This window comes from Leifsonia sp. PS1209, from assembly GCF_012317045.1.
GTDB lineage: Bacteria > Actinomycetota > Actinomycetes > Actinomycetales > Microbacteriaceae > Leifsonia.
Map to the genome: position 1 here is coordinate 1695062 of NZ_CP051154.1, position 17100 is coordinate 1712161.

The 17100-nt window shown below is 70.8% G+C and carries 17 protein-coding genes and 1 tRNA gene; 14 read left to right on the forward strand and 4 right to left on the reverse strand.

What is annotated here, in order from left to right; genetic code table 11:
• The first annotated feature begins 31 nt into the window (after positions 1 to 31).
• Complete coding sequence (locus HF024_RS08035) at positions 32 to 760, forward strand: copper homeostasis protein CutC (protein ID WP_168689225.1); 729 nt, start codon at positions 32 to 34, stop codon at positions 758 to 760.
• Positions 761 to 783: 23 nt separating this feature from the next.
• Here the strand turns inward: HF024_RS08035 and HF024_RS08040 are convergent, their stop codons facing one another.
• Positions 784 to 1245 carry an anthrone oxygenase family protein gene (locus HF024_RS08040; protein ID WP_168689226.1) on the reverse strand — a complete coding sequence of 154 codons (462 nt, stop codon included), beginning with the start codon at positions 1243 to 1245 and terminating at the stop codon, positions 784 to 786.
• Between the two features lie 60 nt (positions 1246 to 1305).
• On the opposite strand from HF024_RS08040, the gene HF024_RS08045 reads away from it, so the two are divergent.
• A complete protein-coding gene (locus HF024_RS08045) occupies positions 1306 to 1995 on the forward strand; it encodes a TetR family transcriptional regulator (protein WP_168689227.1) in 690 nt (229 codons plus the stop codon).
• 44 nt (positions 1996 to 2039) lie between these two features.
• On the opposite strand, the gene HF024_RS19775 is transcribed toward HF024_RS08045, so the two are convergent.
• Positions 2040 to 2429, reverse strand: a complete 390-nt coding sequence (locus HF024_RS19775) for a DoxX family membrane protein (protein ID WP_247597364.1) — start codon at positions 2427 to 2429, stop codon at positions 2040 to 2042.
• Positions 2430 to 2688: 259 nt separating this feature from the next.
• Here HF024_RS19775 and serA point away from each other — a divergent pair, with 259 nt between their 5' ends.
• The 3 genes from serA (at position 2689) to HF024_RS08065 (ending at position 6168) form a co-directional block, all read left to right on the forward strand.
• On the forward strand, positions 2689 to 4281 hold the full coding sequence (gene serA / locus HF024_RS08055) for a phosphoglycerate dehydrogenase (protein WP_085370271.1): 1593 nt from the start codon (positions 2689 to 2691) through the stop codon (positions 4279 to 4281).
• 233 nt (positions 4282 to 4514) lie between these two features.
• Positions 4515 to 4880, forward strand: coding sequence for a YciI family protein (locus tag HF024_RS08060; RefSeq protein WP_085370273.1), 366 nt, complete (start codon positions 4515 to 4517; stop codon positions 4878 to 4880).
• 34 nt (positions 4881 to 4914) lie between these two features.
• Entirely contained in the window at positions 4915 to 6168 is a 1254-nt protein-coding gene (locus HF024_RS08065) for a DUF6596 domain-containing protein (RefSeq protein ID WP_168689229.1), read from the forward strand.
• Here HF024_RS08065 and HF024_RS08070 read toward each other — a convergent pair.
• Positions 6165 to 6707 (reverse strand): TetR/AcrR family transcriptional regulator, encoded by a 543-nt coding sequence (locus HF024_RS08070; protein WP_143465954.1) that lies wholly within the window; start codon positions 6705 to 6707, stop codon positions 6165 to 6167. The genes HF024_RS08065 and HF024_RS08070 overlap by 4 nt on opposite strands.
• A 59-nt stretch (positions 6708 to 6766) precedes the next feature.
• Between HF024_RS08070 and HF024_RS08075 the strand changes: the two genes are divergently transcribed.
• The 3 genes from HF024_RS08075 (at position 6767) to HF024_RS08085 (ending at position 10634) form a co-directional block, all read left to right on the forward strand.
• Positions 6767 to 8299: an MFS transporter gene (locus tag HF024_RS08075; protein ID WP_168689230.1), complete on the forward strand. Its 1533-nt coding sequence runs from the start codon at positions 6767 to 6769 to the stop codon at positions 8297 to 8299.
• A 101-nt stretch (positions 8300 to 8400) separates the two neighbouring features.
• Entirely contained in the window at positions 8401 to 9465 is a 1065-nt protein-coding gene (locus tag HF024_RS08080; protein ID WP_085370277.1) for a 3-isopropylmalate dehydrogenase, read from the forward strand.
• Between the two features lie 38 nt (positions 9466 to 9503).
• Positions 9504 to 10634: a branched-chain amino acid aminotransferase gene (locus HF024_RS08085; RefSeq protein ID WP_085370279.1), complete on the forward strand. Its 1131-nt coding sequence runs from the start codon at positions 9504 to 9506 to the stop codon at positions 10632 to 10634.
• Here the strand turns inward: HF024_RS08085 and HF024_RS08090 are convergent.
• Positions 10631 to 11731 (reverse strand): aminotransferase class V-fold PLP-dependent enzyme, encoded by a 1101-nt coding sequence (locus tag HF024_RS08090; RefSeq protein ID WP_168689231.1) that lies wholly within the window; start codon positions 11729 to 11731, stop codon positions 10631 to 10633. The genes HF024_RS08085 and HF024_RS08090 overlap by 4 nt on opposite strands.
• A gap of 80 nt (positions 11732 to 11811) precedes the next feature.
• Between HF024_RS08090 and HF024_RS08095 the strand changes: the two genes are divergently transcribed.
• The 6 genes from HF024_RS08095 (at position 11812) to HF024_RS08120 (ending at position 17058) form a co-directional block, all read left to right on the forward strand.
• Positions 11812 to 12756, forward strand: coding sequence for a LysR family transcriptional regulator (locus HF024_RS08095; RefSeq protein WP_348770481.1), 945 nt, complete (start codon positions 11812 to 11814; stop codon positions 12754 to 12756).
• Positions 12753 to 13649 (forward strand): 2-dehydropantoate 2-reductase N-terminal domain-containing protein, encoded by an 897-nt coding sequence (locus HF024_RS08100; RefSeq protein WP_168689233.1) that lies wholly within the window; start codon positions 12753 to 12755, stop codon positions 13647 to 13649. Before HF024_RS08095 ends, HF024_RS08100 begins: the two co-directional genes overlap by 4 nt.
• A gap of 24 nt (positions 13650 to 13673) precedes the next feature.
• Positions 13674 to 14441, forward strand: a complete 768-nt coding sequence (locus HF024_RS08105) for a fumarylacetoacetate hydrolase family protein (RefSeq protein ID WP_085370284.1) — start codon at positions 13674 to 13676, stop codon at positions 14439 to 14441.
• A gap of 12 nt (positions 14442 to 14453) precedes the next feature.
• Positions 14454 to 15971: a glutamate--tRNA ligase gene (gene gltX / locus HF024_RS08110; protein ID WP_168689234.1), complete on the forward strand. Its 1518-nt coding sequence runs from the start codon at positions 14454 to 14456 to the stop codon at positions 15969 to 15971.
• Positions 15972 to 15978: 7 nt separating this feature from the next.
• The gene (locus HF024_RS08115) at positions 15979 to 16929 is read left to right on the forward strand and encodes an NAD(P)/FAD-dependent oxidoreductase (protein ID WP_085370288.1); all 951 of its coding nucleotides are present in this window, start codon (positions 15979 to 15981) and stop codon (positions 16927 to 16929) included.
• A 57-nt stretch (positions 16930 to 16986) separates the two neighbouring features.
• Positions 16987 to 17058: transfer RNA gene (locus tag HF024_RS08120), tRNA-Gln, on the forward strand.
• Positions 17059 to 17100 lie beyond the last annotated feature (42 nt).

The window sequence follows — 17100 nt, forward strand, 5'->3', positions numbered from 1 at the left end:
CCGCGCTCGCGCCCACACCCCGGAGGTTCCCGTGTCCCGTCGTCTCGCCGTCGAGATCGCTGTCCAGGACAGGGCGGGCGTTCGCGTCGCCCTGGAGGCGGGCGCCGACCGCATCGAGCTCTGCTCCGCGCTCGGCGTCGGCGGCCTCACGCCCTCCGCGGGCCTGATCGAGGCGGCGGTCGCCGAAGCGCAGAGCGCGGGCCGCGACGGTTTCGTGCACGTCTTGATCCGCCCCCGCGCCGGAGGTTTCGTCTACGACGCGGACGAGGTGGAGCTGGCGCTGGCCGACATCCGCTTCGCCAGGCGCGCATGCGCATCCGGTGTCGTGGTGGGCGCGCTGGACGCCGTCGGGGCCGTGGACACGGACGCGGTCGCCCGCTTCGTCGCCGAGGCCGGCGACCTCGACGTCACCTTCCACCGCGCCATCGACATCGCGCCGGACCCTCTCGGCGCCCTCGACACGCTCGCCGCGCTCGGCGTCCGCCGCATCCTGACGTCGGGAGGAGCATCCCGCAGCATCGACGGCGTCGGGATGCTCGCCGCCCTCGCCGCCGAGTCCGCCGGCCGCGTGCAGGTGATGGCAGGCGGGGGAGTCGGCGTCACCGACATCGCAGGCATCGCGGCGACCGGCGTGGATGCGGTGCACCTCTCGGCGCGCACGACCGTGACAGGCTCGCCGTCCGGCCCCGGCGGCGGGGCTGCATCGTACGACGTGACGGACGCCGCGGTCGTGCGGGAGGCGCTGGCCGCCGCGTACTGAGCGGGGGAGCGTGGTTGGCAGGGTCAGAGCGGGTAGGTCACCGCGGCCGCGGCGAGCAGCGCGAGCGCCACGACGCCCGGGATCACGCGCAACAGGTGGAACGACACCCAGCGGTCGCGGCGTGCGCGCCAGTCGGGTGGGAGCGTGTCGACGGTCCAGGATTCGATGGTCTTGACGATCGGCACCTCGACCGCCATCGTCACCACCAGCGTGAGCGCCAGGAGCACGAACGCGACGGCACCCAGGATGAGCGTGACCGGATGCCCGAACGCCGCGACCGCGACCACGGCCGCCACCACGAGCAGCGCGAGCGGCATCAGCACGGTCATCACGGGAGCGAGGTTCGCGCTCAGCCGCGCGACGAGCGGCAGGAGCACAGCAGGCTGGAACGTCGCGATGGTCCGGGTGAGCGCGATCCACGGCCCCCAATACACGCCGACGACCAACCCCACCAGCACGATGCCGGCCACCAGAAGAGCGGACACGCGAACCCCTTTCGATAATTACAGTGACAGTATAAATATGGTTGCTGTAAAATCAACAGCATGAGCGACCGAACGGTGGTCTGGGATCACGACGACCCGGGGGAGCAGCTCGGCCTCCGCGAGCAGAAGAAGCGCAGGATGCGGCGGCTGCTGTCCGACACCGCCACCGAATTGTTCGTCGAGCGCGGGTTCGCCGCGGTCCAGGTCGCAGAGATCGCCCGCGTCTGCGGCGTCTCCGAGAAGACGGTGTTCAACTACTTCCCCAGCAAAGAGGCCCTGCTGCTCGACCGCGGCGACGCCACCGAGGCCGGACTGCGACGCGCCCTGGCCGATTACACCACCCCGCCCGCCGCCGCGGTCGCGACGATGCTCGACCGGGAACTCGGACGTCTCACCGACTGGATCGCCGCCCAACCGGACGAGCGCGCGGCGTACGACAAGACCGCCAGGTTCGGCGCCCTCATCGCCGAGACGCCGTCGTTGCGCGCCCACCAGCGCAAGCAACAGGATGCGCTCGTCGCCCTGGCCGCCGAGTCACTCGCCGCCCGCTGCGGCTTCGAAGCCGCCGACCCTGAGCCGCGGATCGCGGCCACGGCGCTCGTCGGGCTGACCGACATCCAGGCCGTCGCCCTGCGCCGCGAACTCGCGGCACGCACGCCGGTCGCGCACCTGCGCGCGGCGGTCGCCGCCGACGTGACCCGCGCATCCACGGTGGTCGCCGCCCTGGACGCGGTGCTCAGGGCGCGCTGACAGTACGATCCAAGCTGTCCCGATGGGCCCGGCGAAGGTGGCCTTCAGAGCGCGCAGAACACGCACAGCCCAATCAGCAGGACCTGCAGCAGCAGGCGCGGGATGAGCGGGGTGCCGAACGCGCCGAACCGTTCCTTGTGCCGCGCCGCGTACGCGTTGGCGGGGAACACCGCGACGAGGAACACCGCGAGGCAGATCGCCGCCGCCACCCGCGTCCACGGCACGAGCAGGCCGATCCCGCCCGCCAGCTCGCACACGCCCGTCAGCGCGACGAGGACGCGCGGGCTGAACGGTGCGCCCCAGCGCATCCGGGGCGGGATCATCGCGGCCATTCCGCGGGCGGGCCCGGGAACGAAGTGCAGGACGCCCATCCCTATGAACACGCACGCGAGCGCGATCCGCACGACGAGCTGGACGGTTTCGAAGGCGGTCACGCCTCCCAGTCTGCCCTGCCTTCCTCGATGCGCCGCGCGCTCGGCGACCTGAACGCGCGGTTTCTGGCGCACGGATCGCCATTCCTGCACGAGTCGTGCGTGCCGTGGGGCGCTGGACGCGGAGGTGTTGACGGGCCGCGCAGCCAGACGTAACGCGGCGAAAGGCACCCCCGCCCAGCCGGTAGAGTTGTTGCGATCCGCGCCCCAATGGCCAGTGGCGCTTTCTCCCAAGTCTGCTCCGAAACTAAGGAACTGCCACGTGACAAAGCCGGTCGTGCTGATCGCCGAAGAACTTTCGCCCGCCACCGTCGACGCCCTCGGGCCGGACTTCGACATCCGCAGTGTGGACGGGACCGACCGGGCTGCACTGCTCTCCGCTGTGGCCGACGCCGACGCCATCCTGGTGCGGTCGGCGACCAAGGTCGACGCAGAGGTCATCGGCGGCGCTCCCAAGCTGCGCGTCATCGCGCGTGCAGGTGTCGGGCTCGACAACGTCGACATCAAGGCGGCGACCAACGCCGGTGTCATGGTCGTGAACGCGCCGACCTCCAACATCATCTCCGCCGCCGAGCTCACCGTCGGGCACATCCTGAGCCTCGCCCGTCACATCCCGGCCGCGCACAACGCGCTGGCGCAGGGGCAGTGGAAGCGCTCGAAGTACACCGGCACGGAGGTCTACGAGAAGACCGTCGGCATCATCGGGCTGGGCCGCATCGGCGCGCTCATCACCGCGCGCCTGCAGGCGTTCGGCACCCGCGTGATCGCGTTCGACCCGTACGTCACCTCGGCTCGCGCGCAGCAGCTGGGCGTTCAGCTGGTCACGCTCGACGAGCTGCTCGCCGAGGCCGACTTCATCACCATCCACATGCCGAAGACGCCGGAGACCACCGGCATGATCAGCGACGACCAGCTCGCGCTGATGAAGCCGACCGCGTTCATCGTCAACGTCGCCCGCGGCGGCCTGATCGACGAGGACGCGCTCTACCGCGCCCTGTCCACCAACTCCATCGCCGGCGCCGGGCTCGACGTGTTCGTCAGCGAGCCGCCCACCGAGTCGCCGCTGCTCGCGCTCGAGAACGTCGTCGTCACCCCGCACCTCGGAGCATCCACCGACGAGGCGCAGGAAAAGGCCGGCGTGTCCGTCGCCAAGTCGGTGCGGCTGGCGCTGTCCGGCGAACTGGTCCCGGATGCGGTCAACGTCGCCGGCGGCGTCATCGACCCGTACGTGCGCCCCGGCATCCCGCTGGTCGAGAAGCTCGGCCAGGTGTTCTCCGGCCTCGCCCACAGCCCGCTCACCAGCGTGGACGTGGAGGTGCGCGGCGAACTGGTCGACTACGACGTGAGCGTGCTCAAGCTCGCGGCGCTGAAGGGCATCTTCACCAACGTCGTCAGCGAGACCGTCTCCTACGTGAACGCGCCACTGCTCGCCGAGCAGCGCGGCATCGAGGTGCGCCTCATCACCGACTCGGTCAGCGAGGAGTACCGCAACCTGATCACCCTGCGCGGCGCGCTCAGCGACGGTTCGCAGGTGTCGGTGTCGGGCACGCTCACCGGCACCAAGCAGATCGAGAAGGTCGTGGAGATCAACGGCTACGACGTGGAGGTCCCGATCGCGGAGCACCTCATCGTCATGGTCTACGACGACCGTCCCGGCATCGTCGCCGTCTACGGCCAGGAGTTCGGCGAGGCGGAGATCAACATCGCCGGCATGCAGATCGCCAGGACGTCCGCGGGCGGCAAGGCGCTCAGCGTGCTCACGGTCGACTCGCGCATCCCGGATGGGCTGCTCGAGAAGGTGCGCATCGCCATCGACGCCGACCTGATGCAGGAGATCGACATCACCGAGTCCTGACCGGACCCGCACTCGTTCCCGCTCCGTCCGAGCGGAGTCTCCGGCCGCCACGCCGCCGAGGACTCCGTTCGGGCGGAGTTTCGTCGTTCTGCCGGCCGCTTCTCCGCGAGAACGGATGCGCCCGAGGAGGCAGGCGCAGAAAAAAGTGGGGCGGACTGTCGATTTTCGCGGTTGACTGACGTCGTAGTGGTGTTCACACCGATGCGCGCGAGCGCGAGACGTAAGGAGACATCATGTCCGACGAGTACGTTCTGCTGATCAAGGAACCGAACTGGGACCCGGCCGCGATGACCGAGGAGCAGTGGGCGGCAGGCATGGCCGGCCACCGGGCGTTCCAGGATGCGGTGGTCGCCGCCGGCGAGAAGATCGTCGCGAGCGCCGCCCTGCAGCCGATCAGCGCCGCCACCAGGATCACCCCGAGGGACGGCGACAGCCCGCTCTTCACCGACGGGCCGTTCGGCGAGACCAAAGAGGTCGTCACCGGGTTCTACAACTTCACCGCCGCCACCCCGGAGCAGGCCCGTGAGCTGGCTGCGCTCGTGCCGACGGAGGGCTGGAACGAGCTGTTCCCCGTGCTCGTCCTGAGCTCGGTCAACTGATTGTGCCGGTGGTCACCGCTTGCTTGAATGGGCTGTGACCACCGCCACCGAGCGTGCCTTCCGCACGGATGCGCCGCGCATCCTGGGCGCTGTCGCCCGCTCGACCGGCGACCTCCAGGTCGCGGAGGACGCCGTGCAGGAGGCGTTCGCCCGCGCCGTCGCCGAAGAAGCGGCCGGACGAGAGCCCGCGAACGCCGCCGCCTGGATCACGACGGTGGCCAAGCGCATCGCCGTCGACATGCGGCGACGCGAGGGCACCGCCGTTCGCGCGGCGCCGATGCTCGCCGCCGAGGCTGCGCGCGCGGCCGACCGGCAGGCGGAGATCGACATGCAGGCTGACGAGGTGTTCACCGGCGACGAGCGACTGGAGCTGATCCTGCTCGTCTGCCACCCGGATGTCGCCGAGGAGACGCGGGTGGCCCTCGCGCTGCGCTTCGTCTGCGACGTGCCGACGGCGCAGGTCGCGGAGGTGTTCCTGGTGCAGGAGCCGACGATGGCCGCGCGGCTCACGCGGGCCAAGAAGCGCATCCACGACTCCCGGCTGCGGTTCACCGCCGGCGACGACGCGGCTCTGACGGCCAGGCTGCCGGATGCGCTCACCACCGTCTACCTGCTCTACACCGTCGGCCACGCCCGCGCGGACGGGCGGCTCCGCACCGACGCGATCGAGCTGGCCAGGGACGCGTACCGCCTCCGCCCGCACGACGAGGAGGCGGCTGCGCTGCTCGCCCTGCTGCTGCTCACCGAGGCGCGGCAGACGACCAGGATCTCCGACGCCGACGAGTTCGTCACGCTCGCCGACGCCGACCGGTCGCGCTGGAACGCGGGGATGCTGGCAGAGGGGGAGCGCCTCGCCACCGTCGCGCTGAGCGGGGCGGCCGGACTGCCCGGCCGGTTCGCGCTGCAGGCGGCCATCGCCGGGCTGCACGGCATCGCGCCGACCTGGGAGGCCACGGACTGGCCGGCGATCGCCCGGCTCTACGACGGGCTCGTGCTGGGGTGGCCGTCCGCTGCCGCGCAGCTCGGGCGCGTCGTGGCGCGCGGCTACAGCGCGGACGCGGGGCCGGAGGCGGCGCTGGCCGACCTGGATGCGCATCCCGAACTGTTCGACGGGGTGGTCGCCGCGCAGGCGCTCGCGGTGCGCGCCGACCTGCTGCGGCTGGCGGGGGACGCGCGGGCGGCGGACGCGTACGCCGCGGCGATCGAGGCCGCCCAGGATGCGCGGGTGCGGCGGTTCCTGCAGGCCCGGCTCGACGGGCTCGGCGGCGGGAGCGGGCTCGGCTCCTAGGAGTCGGCCAGCCGCTTCACCAGCTCGATCACCCTGTCCATGTCCGTCTCGCTGCGCAGGACGGCGTTCGTGTCCGGCAGGAGAGCGGTGTTGTAGTACATCCCGTCGCCGATCAGCATGATGATGCGGGCCACGAGCGGGTCGCCGACCGACGATTCGAGGATCGACAGCCAGGAGCGCTGCATCGCGGACAGCGCATCCCGTGCCCTGCTGTCCGCACTCTGGGCGAGGCGGGCGACGGCGACGATGGAGCGTTCGAGGTCGTTGTCGGTGGGCACCGAGGTGCGGATGAAGTAGGCGACGGGGCCTTCCGGGGCGGAGCGCATCCGGTCGAGGTCGGCGTCGACGTGCGCGCTCAGCCGGGCGAGGACGCCGTCGACCATCGCGTCCTTCGAGGCGAAGTGGTAGAGCAGGCCGCCCTTGGAGACGCCGGCGCGGGCGGCGACGGCGTCGAGGGTCGCGGCGCGTTCGCTCTGCTCGGCGAGCAGTTCCTCGAACGCGTCGAGGATGCGGTCGCGGGCGGAGGGGGTTTCTGCCATGTGCACATGGTAGCCGCTCCGGCTTGATTACTGTACCGTCCAGACGGTACAGTAGCTACATGTCCACGCCGAGCATCACCACGCCCACGCCCGCCGTCGCGCCCCGCGCCGGTGCGCGTCAATGGGTGGCGCTCGCTGTTCTGATGCTTCCCGTGCTGCTGGTCTCCGTCGACAACACGGTGCTCAGCTTCGCGCTGCCCGCCATCTCCCAGGCGCTCGAACCGAGCGGCACGGGGATGCTCTGGATCATCGACGCGTACCCGCTCGTGCTCGCGGGGCTCCTCGTCTCGATGGGCAGCCTCGGCGACAGGATTGGGCGCCGCAAGCTGCTGCTGATCGGCGCGACCGGGTTCGCCGTCGTCTCCGTCGGCGCCGCCTTCGCGCCGACGACCGAGTGGCTCATCGCCGCGCGCGCCAGCCTCGGGTTCTTCGGCGCGATGCTGATGCCGTCCACGCTGTCGCTGCTGCGCAGCATCTTCACCGACCGCGAGCAGCGCAGGCTCGCCATCGCCGTCTGGGCCTCCGGGTTCGCTGCTGGCTCGGCCCTCGGCCCGATCGTCGGCGGCGTGCTCATCGAGCACTTCTGGTGGGGATCGGTGTTCCTGCTCGCGGTGCCTGTGCTCATCCCGTTGCTCGTGCTGACTCCGCTGCTGGTACGCGAGTCGCGCGACCCGAACCCCGGGCCGATCGACGTCCCGAGCATCCTGCTGTCGCTGCTGACGATGGCGCCCATCGTGTACGGGATCAAGTCGCTCGCCTCCGACGGCCTCTCCGTGGCCGGGGTGCTCGCCATCGTGATCGGGGCCGTGTCCGGCTGGCTGTTCGTGCGCAGGCAACTGCGCAGGCCCATCCCGATGCTCGACATGCGGCTGTTCCGGCGGGCGTCGTTCAGCGGCGCCGTGCTGATCAACCTGCTGAGCGTGGTGTCGCTCGTCGGCTACCTGTTCTTCGTGTCGCAGCACCTGCAGCTGGTGCTCGGCCTCAGCCCGATCGACGCCGGTCTCGTGCTCATCCCCGGTCTCGCCACGATGATCGTGGCCGGGCTGGTCGTGGTGCCGATCGCGCGGCGCGTACGGGCGGCGATCGTGGTGCCCGTCGCGCTGCTGATCTCGGCGGTCGGCTACCTCGTGGTGGCTCTGTCGGGAGGGGATGCGCAGGCCGGGGTGCTCATCCTGTCGTTCGTCCTGCTCGGGCTCGGGATCGGCGCGGCCGAGACGGTCTCGAACGAGCTGATCCTGACGAGCGCTCCCGCCGAGAAGGCCGGTGCGGCCTCCGCGGTGTCCGAGACGGCGTACGAACTGGGCGCCGTGCTCGGAACGGCGACGCTCGGCACGATCCTCACCGCGTCATACCGTTCGGCGGTGGTGCTGCCGGATGGACTCAGCGCCGCTCAGGCGCACGCGGCGGGGGAGACCCTCGGCGGTGCCACGACCGTGGCCGGACAGCTCCCCGGCGACCTCGGCGAGCAGTTACTCGCGTCGGCGCGGGCCGCGTTCGATTCCGGAGTCGCGCTGACCGCAGGCATCGGCGTCGGGCTCATGGTGGCCGCGGCGGCCCTCGCGGTGTTCTCGCTGCGGAAGATCGGGCGCTGACGCGGATCCGGCCCCTGGGGCGCGATCCGGAGGGCGCGCATCCACCCGGTCGCTCGCCGGTAGTGTGGGATGGTCAGCCCGCACCGAACAGCAGGAGTGCCATGTCCGAGTCCCCGTCCGTCGTCAAGCTCGCCGTCATCCCGGGAGACGGGATCGGACCGGAGGTCGTCGCCGAGGCGGTCAAGGTGCTCGACGCCGTCACGGAGGGCAGCGGACTCACGTTCTCGAAGACGCCGTTCTCGCTGGGCGCTCAGCGCTACCTCGAGACCGGCGACGTGCTCACCGACACCGATCTGGATGCGATCAAGCAGCACGACGCCATCCTGCTCGGCGCCGTCGGCGGCGTGCCGGGCGACCCCCGCCTCGCCGGGGCCAACATCGAGCGCGGGCTGCTGCTGAAGCTCCGCTTCACGCTCGACCACTACGTCAACCTGCGCCCGACCACGCTGTTCCCCGGCATCGCCAGCCCGCTCGCCGACCCGGGCGACGTCGACTTCGTCGTCGTGCGCGAGGGCACCGAGGGGCCGTACGTCGGCAACGGCGGCGCCATCCGCCAGGGAACGCCGCACGAGATCGCCAACGAGGTCTCCGTGAACACGGCGTACGGCGTCGAGCGCGTCGTCCGCTACGCCTTCGACCAGGCGGAGCAGCGCAGCAAGAAGCTCACGCTCGTGCACAAGACCAACGTACTCACCTTCGCCGGCTCGCTCTGGAAGCGGATCGTGGACGCTGTCGCCGCCGAGCATCCGGAGGTGGCGGTCGACTATCTGCACGTCGACGCCGCCACGATCTTCCTGGTCACGAATCCTGCTAGATTTGACGTGATCGTCACAGACAACCTCTTCGGCGACATCCTCACCGATCTCGCGGCCGCAATCAGCGGCGGCATCGGACTGGCGGCCTCGGGCAACATCAACCCTGCAGGCGAATTCCCCAGCATGTTCGAGCCGGTTCACGGATCGGCCCCCGACATCGCAGGCCAGCAGAAGGCCGACCCCACCGCTGCGATCCTCTCCGTCGCACTCCTGCTCCGACACCTCGGACGGGTGGAGCTCGCGGAGCGGGTGGAGCAGGCGGTGACCGCCGACCTCGCCAGCCGCGGCACAGCATCCCGCGCCACCGCCGAAATCGGCGACGCGATCGCCACCGCCGTGGCGCAGAATTAGTTCATCCGCTTCGAACGAGCGCAGCGCAAAGGATTCTCATGACATCTCCGACCAGCATCACCCTCACGGGAGCACCGACCCCCAGCGGTCTCGCTTTCGCCGTCACCAGGAACGAGGAGGCGCGCAGCGCAGCCGAGCGTGAGGAGATCCTCGCGAACCCGGGCTTCGGCAACTACTTCACCGACCATATGGTGGACCTGTGCTGGTCGGTCAAGGGTGGCTGGCACCGCCCGCGCGTCTCGCCGTACGGCCCGATCCAGCTGGAGCCGTCCGCCGCCGTCCTGCACTACGCGCAGGAGATCTTCGAGGGTCTGAAGGCCTACCGTCACGAGGACGGCTCGGTCTGGACCTTCCGCCCGGAGGCGAACGCCGCCAGGATGCAGCGCTCGGCATACCGCCTCGCGTTGCCGGAGCTCCCGGTCGAGTACTTCATCGACTCGCTCAAGCAGCTCATCGCCGTGGACGGCGACTGGGTGCCCAGCCAGCCGGAGACAAGCCTCTACCTGCGTCCCTTCATGTTCGCCAAGGAGGCGTTCCTCGGCGTCCGTCCGGCGAACAAAGTCGCCTACTACCTGATCGCGAGCCCGGCGGGCGCGTACTTCTCCGGCGGAGTGAACCCGGTCTCGATCTGGCTCTCCGACCACTGGTCCCGCGCGGGCAAGGGCGGAACGGGAGCGGCGAAGACCGGAGGCAACTACGCGTCCAGCCTGCTGCCCCAGGCCGAAGCGGCCGAACACGGCTGCGCGCAGGTGCTGTTCCTCGACTCGGTGGAGGGCAAGTACCTCGAAGAGCTCGGCGGGATGAACGTGGTGCTCGTCTACAAGGACGGCACCCTGGTGACCCCCGAGTCCGACAGCATCCTGGAGGGCATCACCCTCGAGTCCGTGCTGCAGCTGGCCCGCGACCGCGGCCACAAGGTCGAGCAGCGCAAGGTGACGATCGACGAGTGGCGCGTCGGCGTGGAGTCCGGCGACATCGTCGAGGTGTTCGCCTGCGGCACCGCCGCCGTGATCACCCCGATCGGCGAGCTCAAGTCGGACACCTTCACCGTCGGCGACATCACCGCCCCTCCCGGGGAGCTCACGATGTCGCTGCGCGAGGAGCTCACCGACATCCAGTACGGCCGCGTGCGCGACCGCCACAACTGGATGATGCGTCTCGACGGCTAGGAACCTGCCGGCTCTGCGCTTCCCCGATCCTTCGCGGGAAGCGCGTCGCCGACTCGTGCGACGTCGTCGGGCGTGTTCCAGAGGTGGAAGGCCACCCTGGCACGCCCGGCGCGTCCGGACGCCCGGATGCCGGAGGCGCTGAGGGCGGCGAGGTCGGAGCCGTCCGCATCCGGCCAGGTGACGATCGCCTGACCGAGGGCCGGAAGGCCGAGGCGGTCGGAGAGGGCGTCGCCGAGGCCGCTCGTGTATGCGTGCACCGCGACCTGGTCGAGGCCGGCGAAGAATGCGAGCGCGGCGGCGGTTCCCGGCCAGACCGGCCAGGCGGGGGAGACGTCGAAGCGGCGCGCATCCCGGGCCAGGTGCATGTCCGGGCCGTAGCAGGATGCCCACGGGTCGTCGCCGGCGAACCAGCCGGCCTGCACGGGTCGCAGCTCGTCGAGCATCCGGTCGCCCACGGTGAGGAAGGCCGAGCCGCGCGGGGCGCACAGCCACTTGTATGCGTGGCAGGCGGTGAGGTCGAACCGGGAGGCGTCGACCGGGAGCCAGCCGACGGCCTGGGTGAGGTCGGCGAAGGTGATCGCGCCGTGCGTGGCCGCCGCGGCGATGATCGCGTCGGAGTCCGCGACAGCGCCCGTCGCTGACTGCACGAGCGAGAAGGCGACCAGGCTGGTGCGCGGGCCGATGGCGTCGGCGACGCGGTCGAGCGGCGCGTGCACGACGGTGACGCCTCTGTGCTGCTGCGCGAGGAACGGGAAGACCATCGAGCTGAAGTCGCCGTCGACGCAGACCACCTCCGCGCCGTCCGGGAGGGATGCGGCGACGGTCGCGGCGATGGCGGAGACCTGCGAGCCGATCGCCACCCGGTCGGCCGGGACGCCGACGATGCTGCCGAACGCGGCCCGCGCCTCCTCGACGGCGGCGCCGTACGCGGCCGGGGTGGCCTCTCCGCGCTCCCAGGCGTCCAGCTCGGCGCGGGATGCGCTGAGCGTCGCCCGCAGCGGAAGGCCCTGGGTGCAGGCGGCCAGGTAGCCGGCCCCGCCGACGAAGGCGGCGCGCGCGGCGGCGAGCGGCTGCGGGACGATGACGGGTGCTGGCATGCCTCCAGCGTGCCGATCCCGGACCTATTCGAAAAGAGCAGGTGTTGAATCGCATCCATCACCTGTGGTTATGTGTGCGTGTGTCCCTCGACGATCTCGACTCCCACAGCCTGCGCGTCGTGCGCGCCATCGCCGACCACGGCTCGATCACCCGCGCCGCCGACGCGCTCGGCTACAGTCAGCCCGCCATCAGCCAGCACCTCAAACGGCTCGAAGCCCGGCTCGGGATGCCCGTGGTCGCCCGGGCGGGACGCGGTGTGCGGCTGACCGAGGCCGGCAGGGTGCTCGCCCGCCACGCCACGAGCGTCACGACGGCACTGGATGCTGCGGCCGGGGAACTCGCCGACCTGCAGGGCCTCCGGTCGGGGCGGGTGCGGCTCGCGGCGTTCCCGTCCGCGTCGTCGACCATCGTGCCGCGGCTGCTGCGCACGATGGGGGCGGCGCATCCCGGGGTGAGGATCACGTACACGGAGGCGGAGCCGCCCGAGGCCGTCGCTGCCGTGCGCGCGCAGACAGCAGATCTCGCGATCACGTTCAGCTATCCGGGGGACAGGGTCGACCCGCACCGGGAGAGCGCGCGCGGACTCGCGGTCATCCCGGTCTGGCGCGACGAGATGCTGCTCGTGCTTCCCGCAGGGCACCGGCTCGCGGACGCGAAGGCGGTCGACCTGGCCGAGCTGGCGACGGAGTCGTGGATCGCCGGCTGCCCGCGCTGCCGTGGCCACCTGCTCGAACTGACGGACGCGCGCGACTTCGTGCCGCGGATCGCCTACGAGACGGACAACTTCGTCGCGGTGGTGAGCATGGTCGCAGAGGGCGTGGGCGTCGCGCTGATCCCGTCGCTCGCCATCGGCTCCGCCGGGCACAACGACGGGGTGGTCATCCGGCCCACCGTCAACCACGACCACCGCACGGTGAACCTGGTCGGGGCCGTCGGCGCCGACCAGGTGCCCGCCATCGCGAGCACGGCCTCCGCGCTGCTCGAGCTCGACGGGGCGGCCTGGTCGCTAGCATCGGTGTCATGAGCACCGAGCAGCATCCCGTGATCGCCGTCGTCGGACCGGGAGCGGTCGGCGGACTCGTCGCCTGGCTGCTGCACCGTGCGGGAGAAGACGTGGTCGCCGTCGGGCGGCCGGCGACCGTCTCCGCCATCGAGGCGAACGGCATCGAGCTGCGCGACACGGGAGGGGCGGCCGCGGAGAAGTTCGGCACGGGTGTCGAGCGGGTGCCCGCCGGCGTCGACGTGCCGGAGGGTGCGAGCGTCATCGTCGCGACCAAGACGTACGGGCTCGACGACGTGCTGCCCGGTATCGCCGCGGCGCGGCCCGGCGAGGTGCTGTCGCTGCTCAACGGCGTCGAGCACATGGGGCAGCTGCGGGATGCGCTGCCCGGCGTGCCCGTGGCCGGCGCGAGCATCGCGGTGTCCGCGCTCCGCGCATCCCCGTCGGTGATCGACCTGCGGAGCCCGTGGGTGCGGATCGAGGTGCCGGAGCCCGCTGCCGGGTTCGCGTCGGTCGCGGCGCTGACCGCGGCCGGCCCGGCCGTGCGCGTGCGCGGGACGGAGGGAGAGGTGCTCTGGGGCAAGTTCCGGATGCTCGCGTCGATCGCGCTGCTCACCTCGTACTGGCGGCAGCCGGTTGCCGCTGCCCTCAGCGAGGACCCCGAGCTGACGGAGGCGCTGCTCTCCGAAGTGGTGGCGTGCTCGAACGCGTCCGGGGTTCCCGCGACGACGCTGCAGCTCGTCGAGACGCTGTCCGGGGTGCCGGGCGGGATGCGCACCTCGCTGCAGGAGGACCTCGCAGCCGGTGCGCCGAACGAACTGGACGCCCTCGGCGGCGCCCTGCTGAGGATCGGGGCGGCCAACGGGATCCCGACCCCGGCGGTCGAGCGGATCGTGAGTGCGCTGAGCGTGGCCTGATGGCGGGGCAGTAGGCTCGGGAGCGTGAAAATCGCGCGCTTCAGCCATGAGGGATCCATCGACTACGGCATCGTCGACGAGGACGCCCTCGTCGTCCTCGCCGGCGACCCGATGTTCGCCGGATTCGACACCACGGGGGAGCGGGTGCCGCTCAGCAAGGTCGGCGCGCTGCTCGCGCCGGTCATCCCGCGCTCGAAGGTCGTCGCCGTCGGCAAGAACTACCGCGACCACGCCGCAGAGATGGGCGGGGACGCGCCGGAGGAGCCCCTGCTGTTCCTCAAGCCGAACACCGCCGTCATCGGGCTGGGCGATGCCATCGTGCTGCCTCCCCAGTCGAAGCAGGTCGACTTCGAGGGAGAGCTCGCCGTGGTGATCGGGAAAATCGCCCGCAACGTCTCCGCGAAGGACGCGCACGAGTACATCTTCGGATACACGGTCGCCAACGACGTCACCGCCCGCGACCTGCAGAAGACGGACGGCCAGTGGACGCGCGCCAAGGGCTTCGACACGTTCTGCCCGCTCGGCCCGGTGATCGAGACCGAGCTGAAACCGGACGCCTACCTGCGCACGCGGGTCAACGGCGAGCTCAAGCAGGACGCCACGATCGCGGACATGGTTCACGACATCCCGTCGATCGTCGAGTACGCGTCGAGCGTCTTCACGCTGCTGCCCGGGGATGTGATCCTCACCGGGACACCGGCCGGCATCGGCCCGATCGTCGCGGGAGACACGGTCGAGGTGGAGATCGAAGGCGTCGGCTCGCTCGTGAATCCGGTGCGGGCCGCCAAGTAGGATTGAGGGAGTATGTCTGACTCCACTTCGCACCCGTTCTCCACCGCAACCGGCTCCGACGTCCGCGTGCGGTTCTGCCCGTCGCCGACCGGCACGCCGCACGTCGGCCTGATCCGCACCGCCCTGTTCAACTGGGCGTATGCGCGGCACACCGGCGGCAAGCTCATCTTCCGCATCGAAGACACGGATGCTGCCCGCGACAGCGAGGAGAGCTACGGCCAGATCATCGAGGCGCTCACCTGGCTGAAGCTCGACTGGGACGAGGGCGTGAACGTCGGAGGCCCCGACGGCCCGTACCGCCAGTCGGAGCGCTACGACATCTACCGCGACGTGATCGAGAAGCTGAAGGCGTCCGGCCACATCTACGAGAGCTTCGCCAGCGGCGAGGAGATCGAGGCGCGCAACGTCTCGCTCGGCCGCGACCCCAAGCTCGGCTACGACAACTTCGAGCGCGACCTCAGCGACGAGCAGAAGGCCGCGCACCGCGCCGAGGGCCGCCAGCCGGCTCTGCGCCTGCGCGTGCCGGACGACGACCTCAGCTTCGACGACCTGGTGCGCGGCGAGATCACCTTCCCGGCCGGATCGTTCAGCGACTTCGTCGTCGTGCGTCCCAACGGGCACCCGCTCTACCCGTTCGTGAACCCGGTGGACGACGCGCTGATGGGCGTCACCCACGTGCTCCGCGGCGAAGACCTGCTCTCGTCGACGCCGCGCCAGATCGCGCTCTACCACGCGCTGATCGACGCGGGCATCACCACGTTCGTGCCGCGCTTCGGCCACCTGCCGTATGTGATGGGCGAGGGAAACAAGAAGCTCTCCAAGCGCGACCCGGAGTCCAACCTGTTCCACCACCGCGACCGCGGGTTCATCCCGGAGGGGCTGGTCAACTACCTGGCGCTGCTCGGCTGGTCGCTCACCCACGACCGCGACGTGTTCTCGATCGACGAGATGGTCGCGGCGTTCGACGTGGTGAACGTCAACCCCAACCCCGCACGCTTCGACCAGAAGAAGGCGGAGTCGATCAACGGCGACCACATCCGGTTGCTGGAGGTCGGGGACTTCGCGGAGCGGACCATCCCGTACCTGGTGGCCGACGGCATCCTCACGGAGCCGCTGACCGACGCCCAGCGCGCCATCCTGGCCGAGGCGGCCCCGCTGGTGCAGGAGCGCGTGCAGCTGCTTGGCGAGACCCCGGCGATGCTCGGCTTCCTGTTCACCGACGCTGCGTCGCTCGAGATCCAGGACGACGCGCGCGCCTCGCTGCCCGCCAACGCCGGAGAGGTGCTCGCCGCCTCCATCGGCGCGCTCGAACTGGTGCCGCTCGACGAGTGGAACCACACGAACATCGAGTCCGCCCTCCGGGATGCGCTGATCGAGGCACTCGGGCTGAAGCCGCGTGTCGCGTTCGGCCCGCTCCGCGTCGCCGTGTCCGGCCGCCGCATCTCGCCGCCGCTGTTCGAGTCGATGGAGATCCTCGGCAAGGCCGAGAGCATCGCGCGCCTCGACAAGCTGTCCGCCGCGCTCGGATAGGCGCGCCGTGCCACGGGAGTCACACGAGGTCGTCGTCGTCGGCGGCGGCCCCGCCGGGCTGTCCACCGCGCTCAACCTGGTGCGGGCGCGCCGCGACGTGCTCGTCGTCGACAGCAACCGGCCCAGGCACGCGGCCACCCTCGTCGCCCGCGGCTACCTGACCCGCGACGGCATCGCCCCGCTCGAACTGCGCCGCCTCGGCCGCGAAGAGGTCGAGGCGTACGACGGCGGGGAGGTGACGTTCGCCCTCGCCCAGAGCATCGAGGTGGAGGGCGACGGCTTCCGGGTGCGCGCGAAAGGCGTCAGGGGAGCAGCGGACATCGACGTGCTCGCGCAGACGGTGGTGATCGCGACGGGACTGCAGGAGACGCTGCCCGCCGTGCCGAGCATCCGGGCGTACTACGGCACCCAGCTGCACAGTTGCGTGGAGTGCGACGGCTACGAGAAGGCGGATGCGCCGCTCGCCCTGATCGGCGAGACGGACGACCTCGCGGAGCGCGCGATGCTGCTCACCCAGTGGACCGACGACCTGATCGTCTTCACCAACGGCGTCGGCACGGTCGGCGACGACGACGAGCGGGTGCTCTCCCGGCTCGGCGTGCGCGTCGAGCGCCGCGCGATCGACGACGTGGTGGGGGAGCGAGGGACGATGACGGGCGTGCGCCTGGCGGACGGCACGGTCATCGACCGCGCGGGCGGCTTCGTGCGCCCGGTCTGGACGCCGTCGCTCGCGTACGCGGCCGGTCTCGACCTGGACGCGGACAGCGACGGCTACCTGCTCACGGACGCCCACGGCCGCACCTCGGTGCCCGGGGTGTACGCGGTCGGCGAGACGACGCCTCCCGGCCCCCAGCAGCTCATCGTGGCCGCGGGCTCCGGAGCGGTCGCGGCCTCGGCGATCAACCGCGACCTCATCGGACTCGCGATCGACGGCGCGCCCGGGATCGCCGTTTTGTAATTGAGGGTCGGCGTAGGATAAAGTTGACTCTCGTGCCCGGGCTTCGGTTCGGGACAGTGGGGTATGGTGTAATTGGCAACACGGCGGTTTCTGGTACCGTTGTTCTTGGTTCGAGTCCAGGTACCCCAGCAGTGAAAACCCCCGGTCGCCCGGGGGTTTTCTTGTTGGTGC

What these genes read in the sequence shown, in the direction of transcription:
- HF024_RS08045 (WP_168689227.1), top strand. Translation starts at nt 1,306, where the DNA reads ATGAGCGACCGAACGGTGGTCTGGGATCACGACGACCCGGGGGAGCAG.
- HF024_RS08060 (WP_085370273.1), top strand. Translation starts at nt 4,515, where the DNA reads ATGTCCGACGAGTACGTTCTGCTGATCAAGGAACCGAACTGGGACCCG.
- HF024_RS08070 (WP_143465954.1), bottom strand. Translation starts at nt 6,707, where the DNA reads ATGGCAGAAACCCCCTCCGCCCGCGACCGCATCCTCGACGCGTTCGAG.
- HF024_RS08075 (WP_168689230.1), top strand. Translation starts at nt 6,767, where the DNA reads ATGTCCACGCCGAGCATCACCACGCCCACGCCCGCCGTCGCGCCCCGC.
- HF024_RS08080 (WP_085370277.1), top strand. Translation starts at nt 8,401, where the DNA reads ATGTCCGAGTCCCCGTCCGTCGTCAAGCTCGCCGTCATCCCGGGAGAC.
- HF024_RS08085 (WP_085370279.1), top strand. Translation starts at nt 9,504, where the DNA reads ATGACATCTCCGACCAGCATCACCCTCACGGGAGCACCGACCCCCAGC.
- HF024_RS08090 (WP_168689231.1), bottom strand. Translation starts at nt 11,731, where the DNA reads ATGCCAGCACCCGTCATCGTCCCGCAGCCGCTCGCCGCCGCGCGCGCC.
- HF024_RS08100 (WP_168689233.1), top strand. Translation starts at nt 12,753, where the DNA reads ATGAGCACCGAGCAGCATCCCGTGATCGCCGTCGTCGGACCGGGAGCG.
- gltX (WP_168689234.1), top strand. Translation starts at nt 14,454, where the DNA reads ATGTCTGACTCCACTTCGCACCCGTTCTCCACCGCAACCGGCTCCGAC.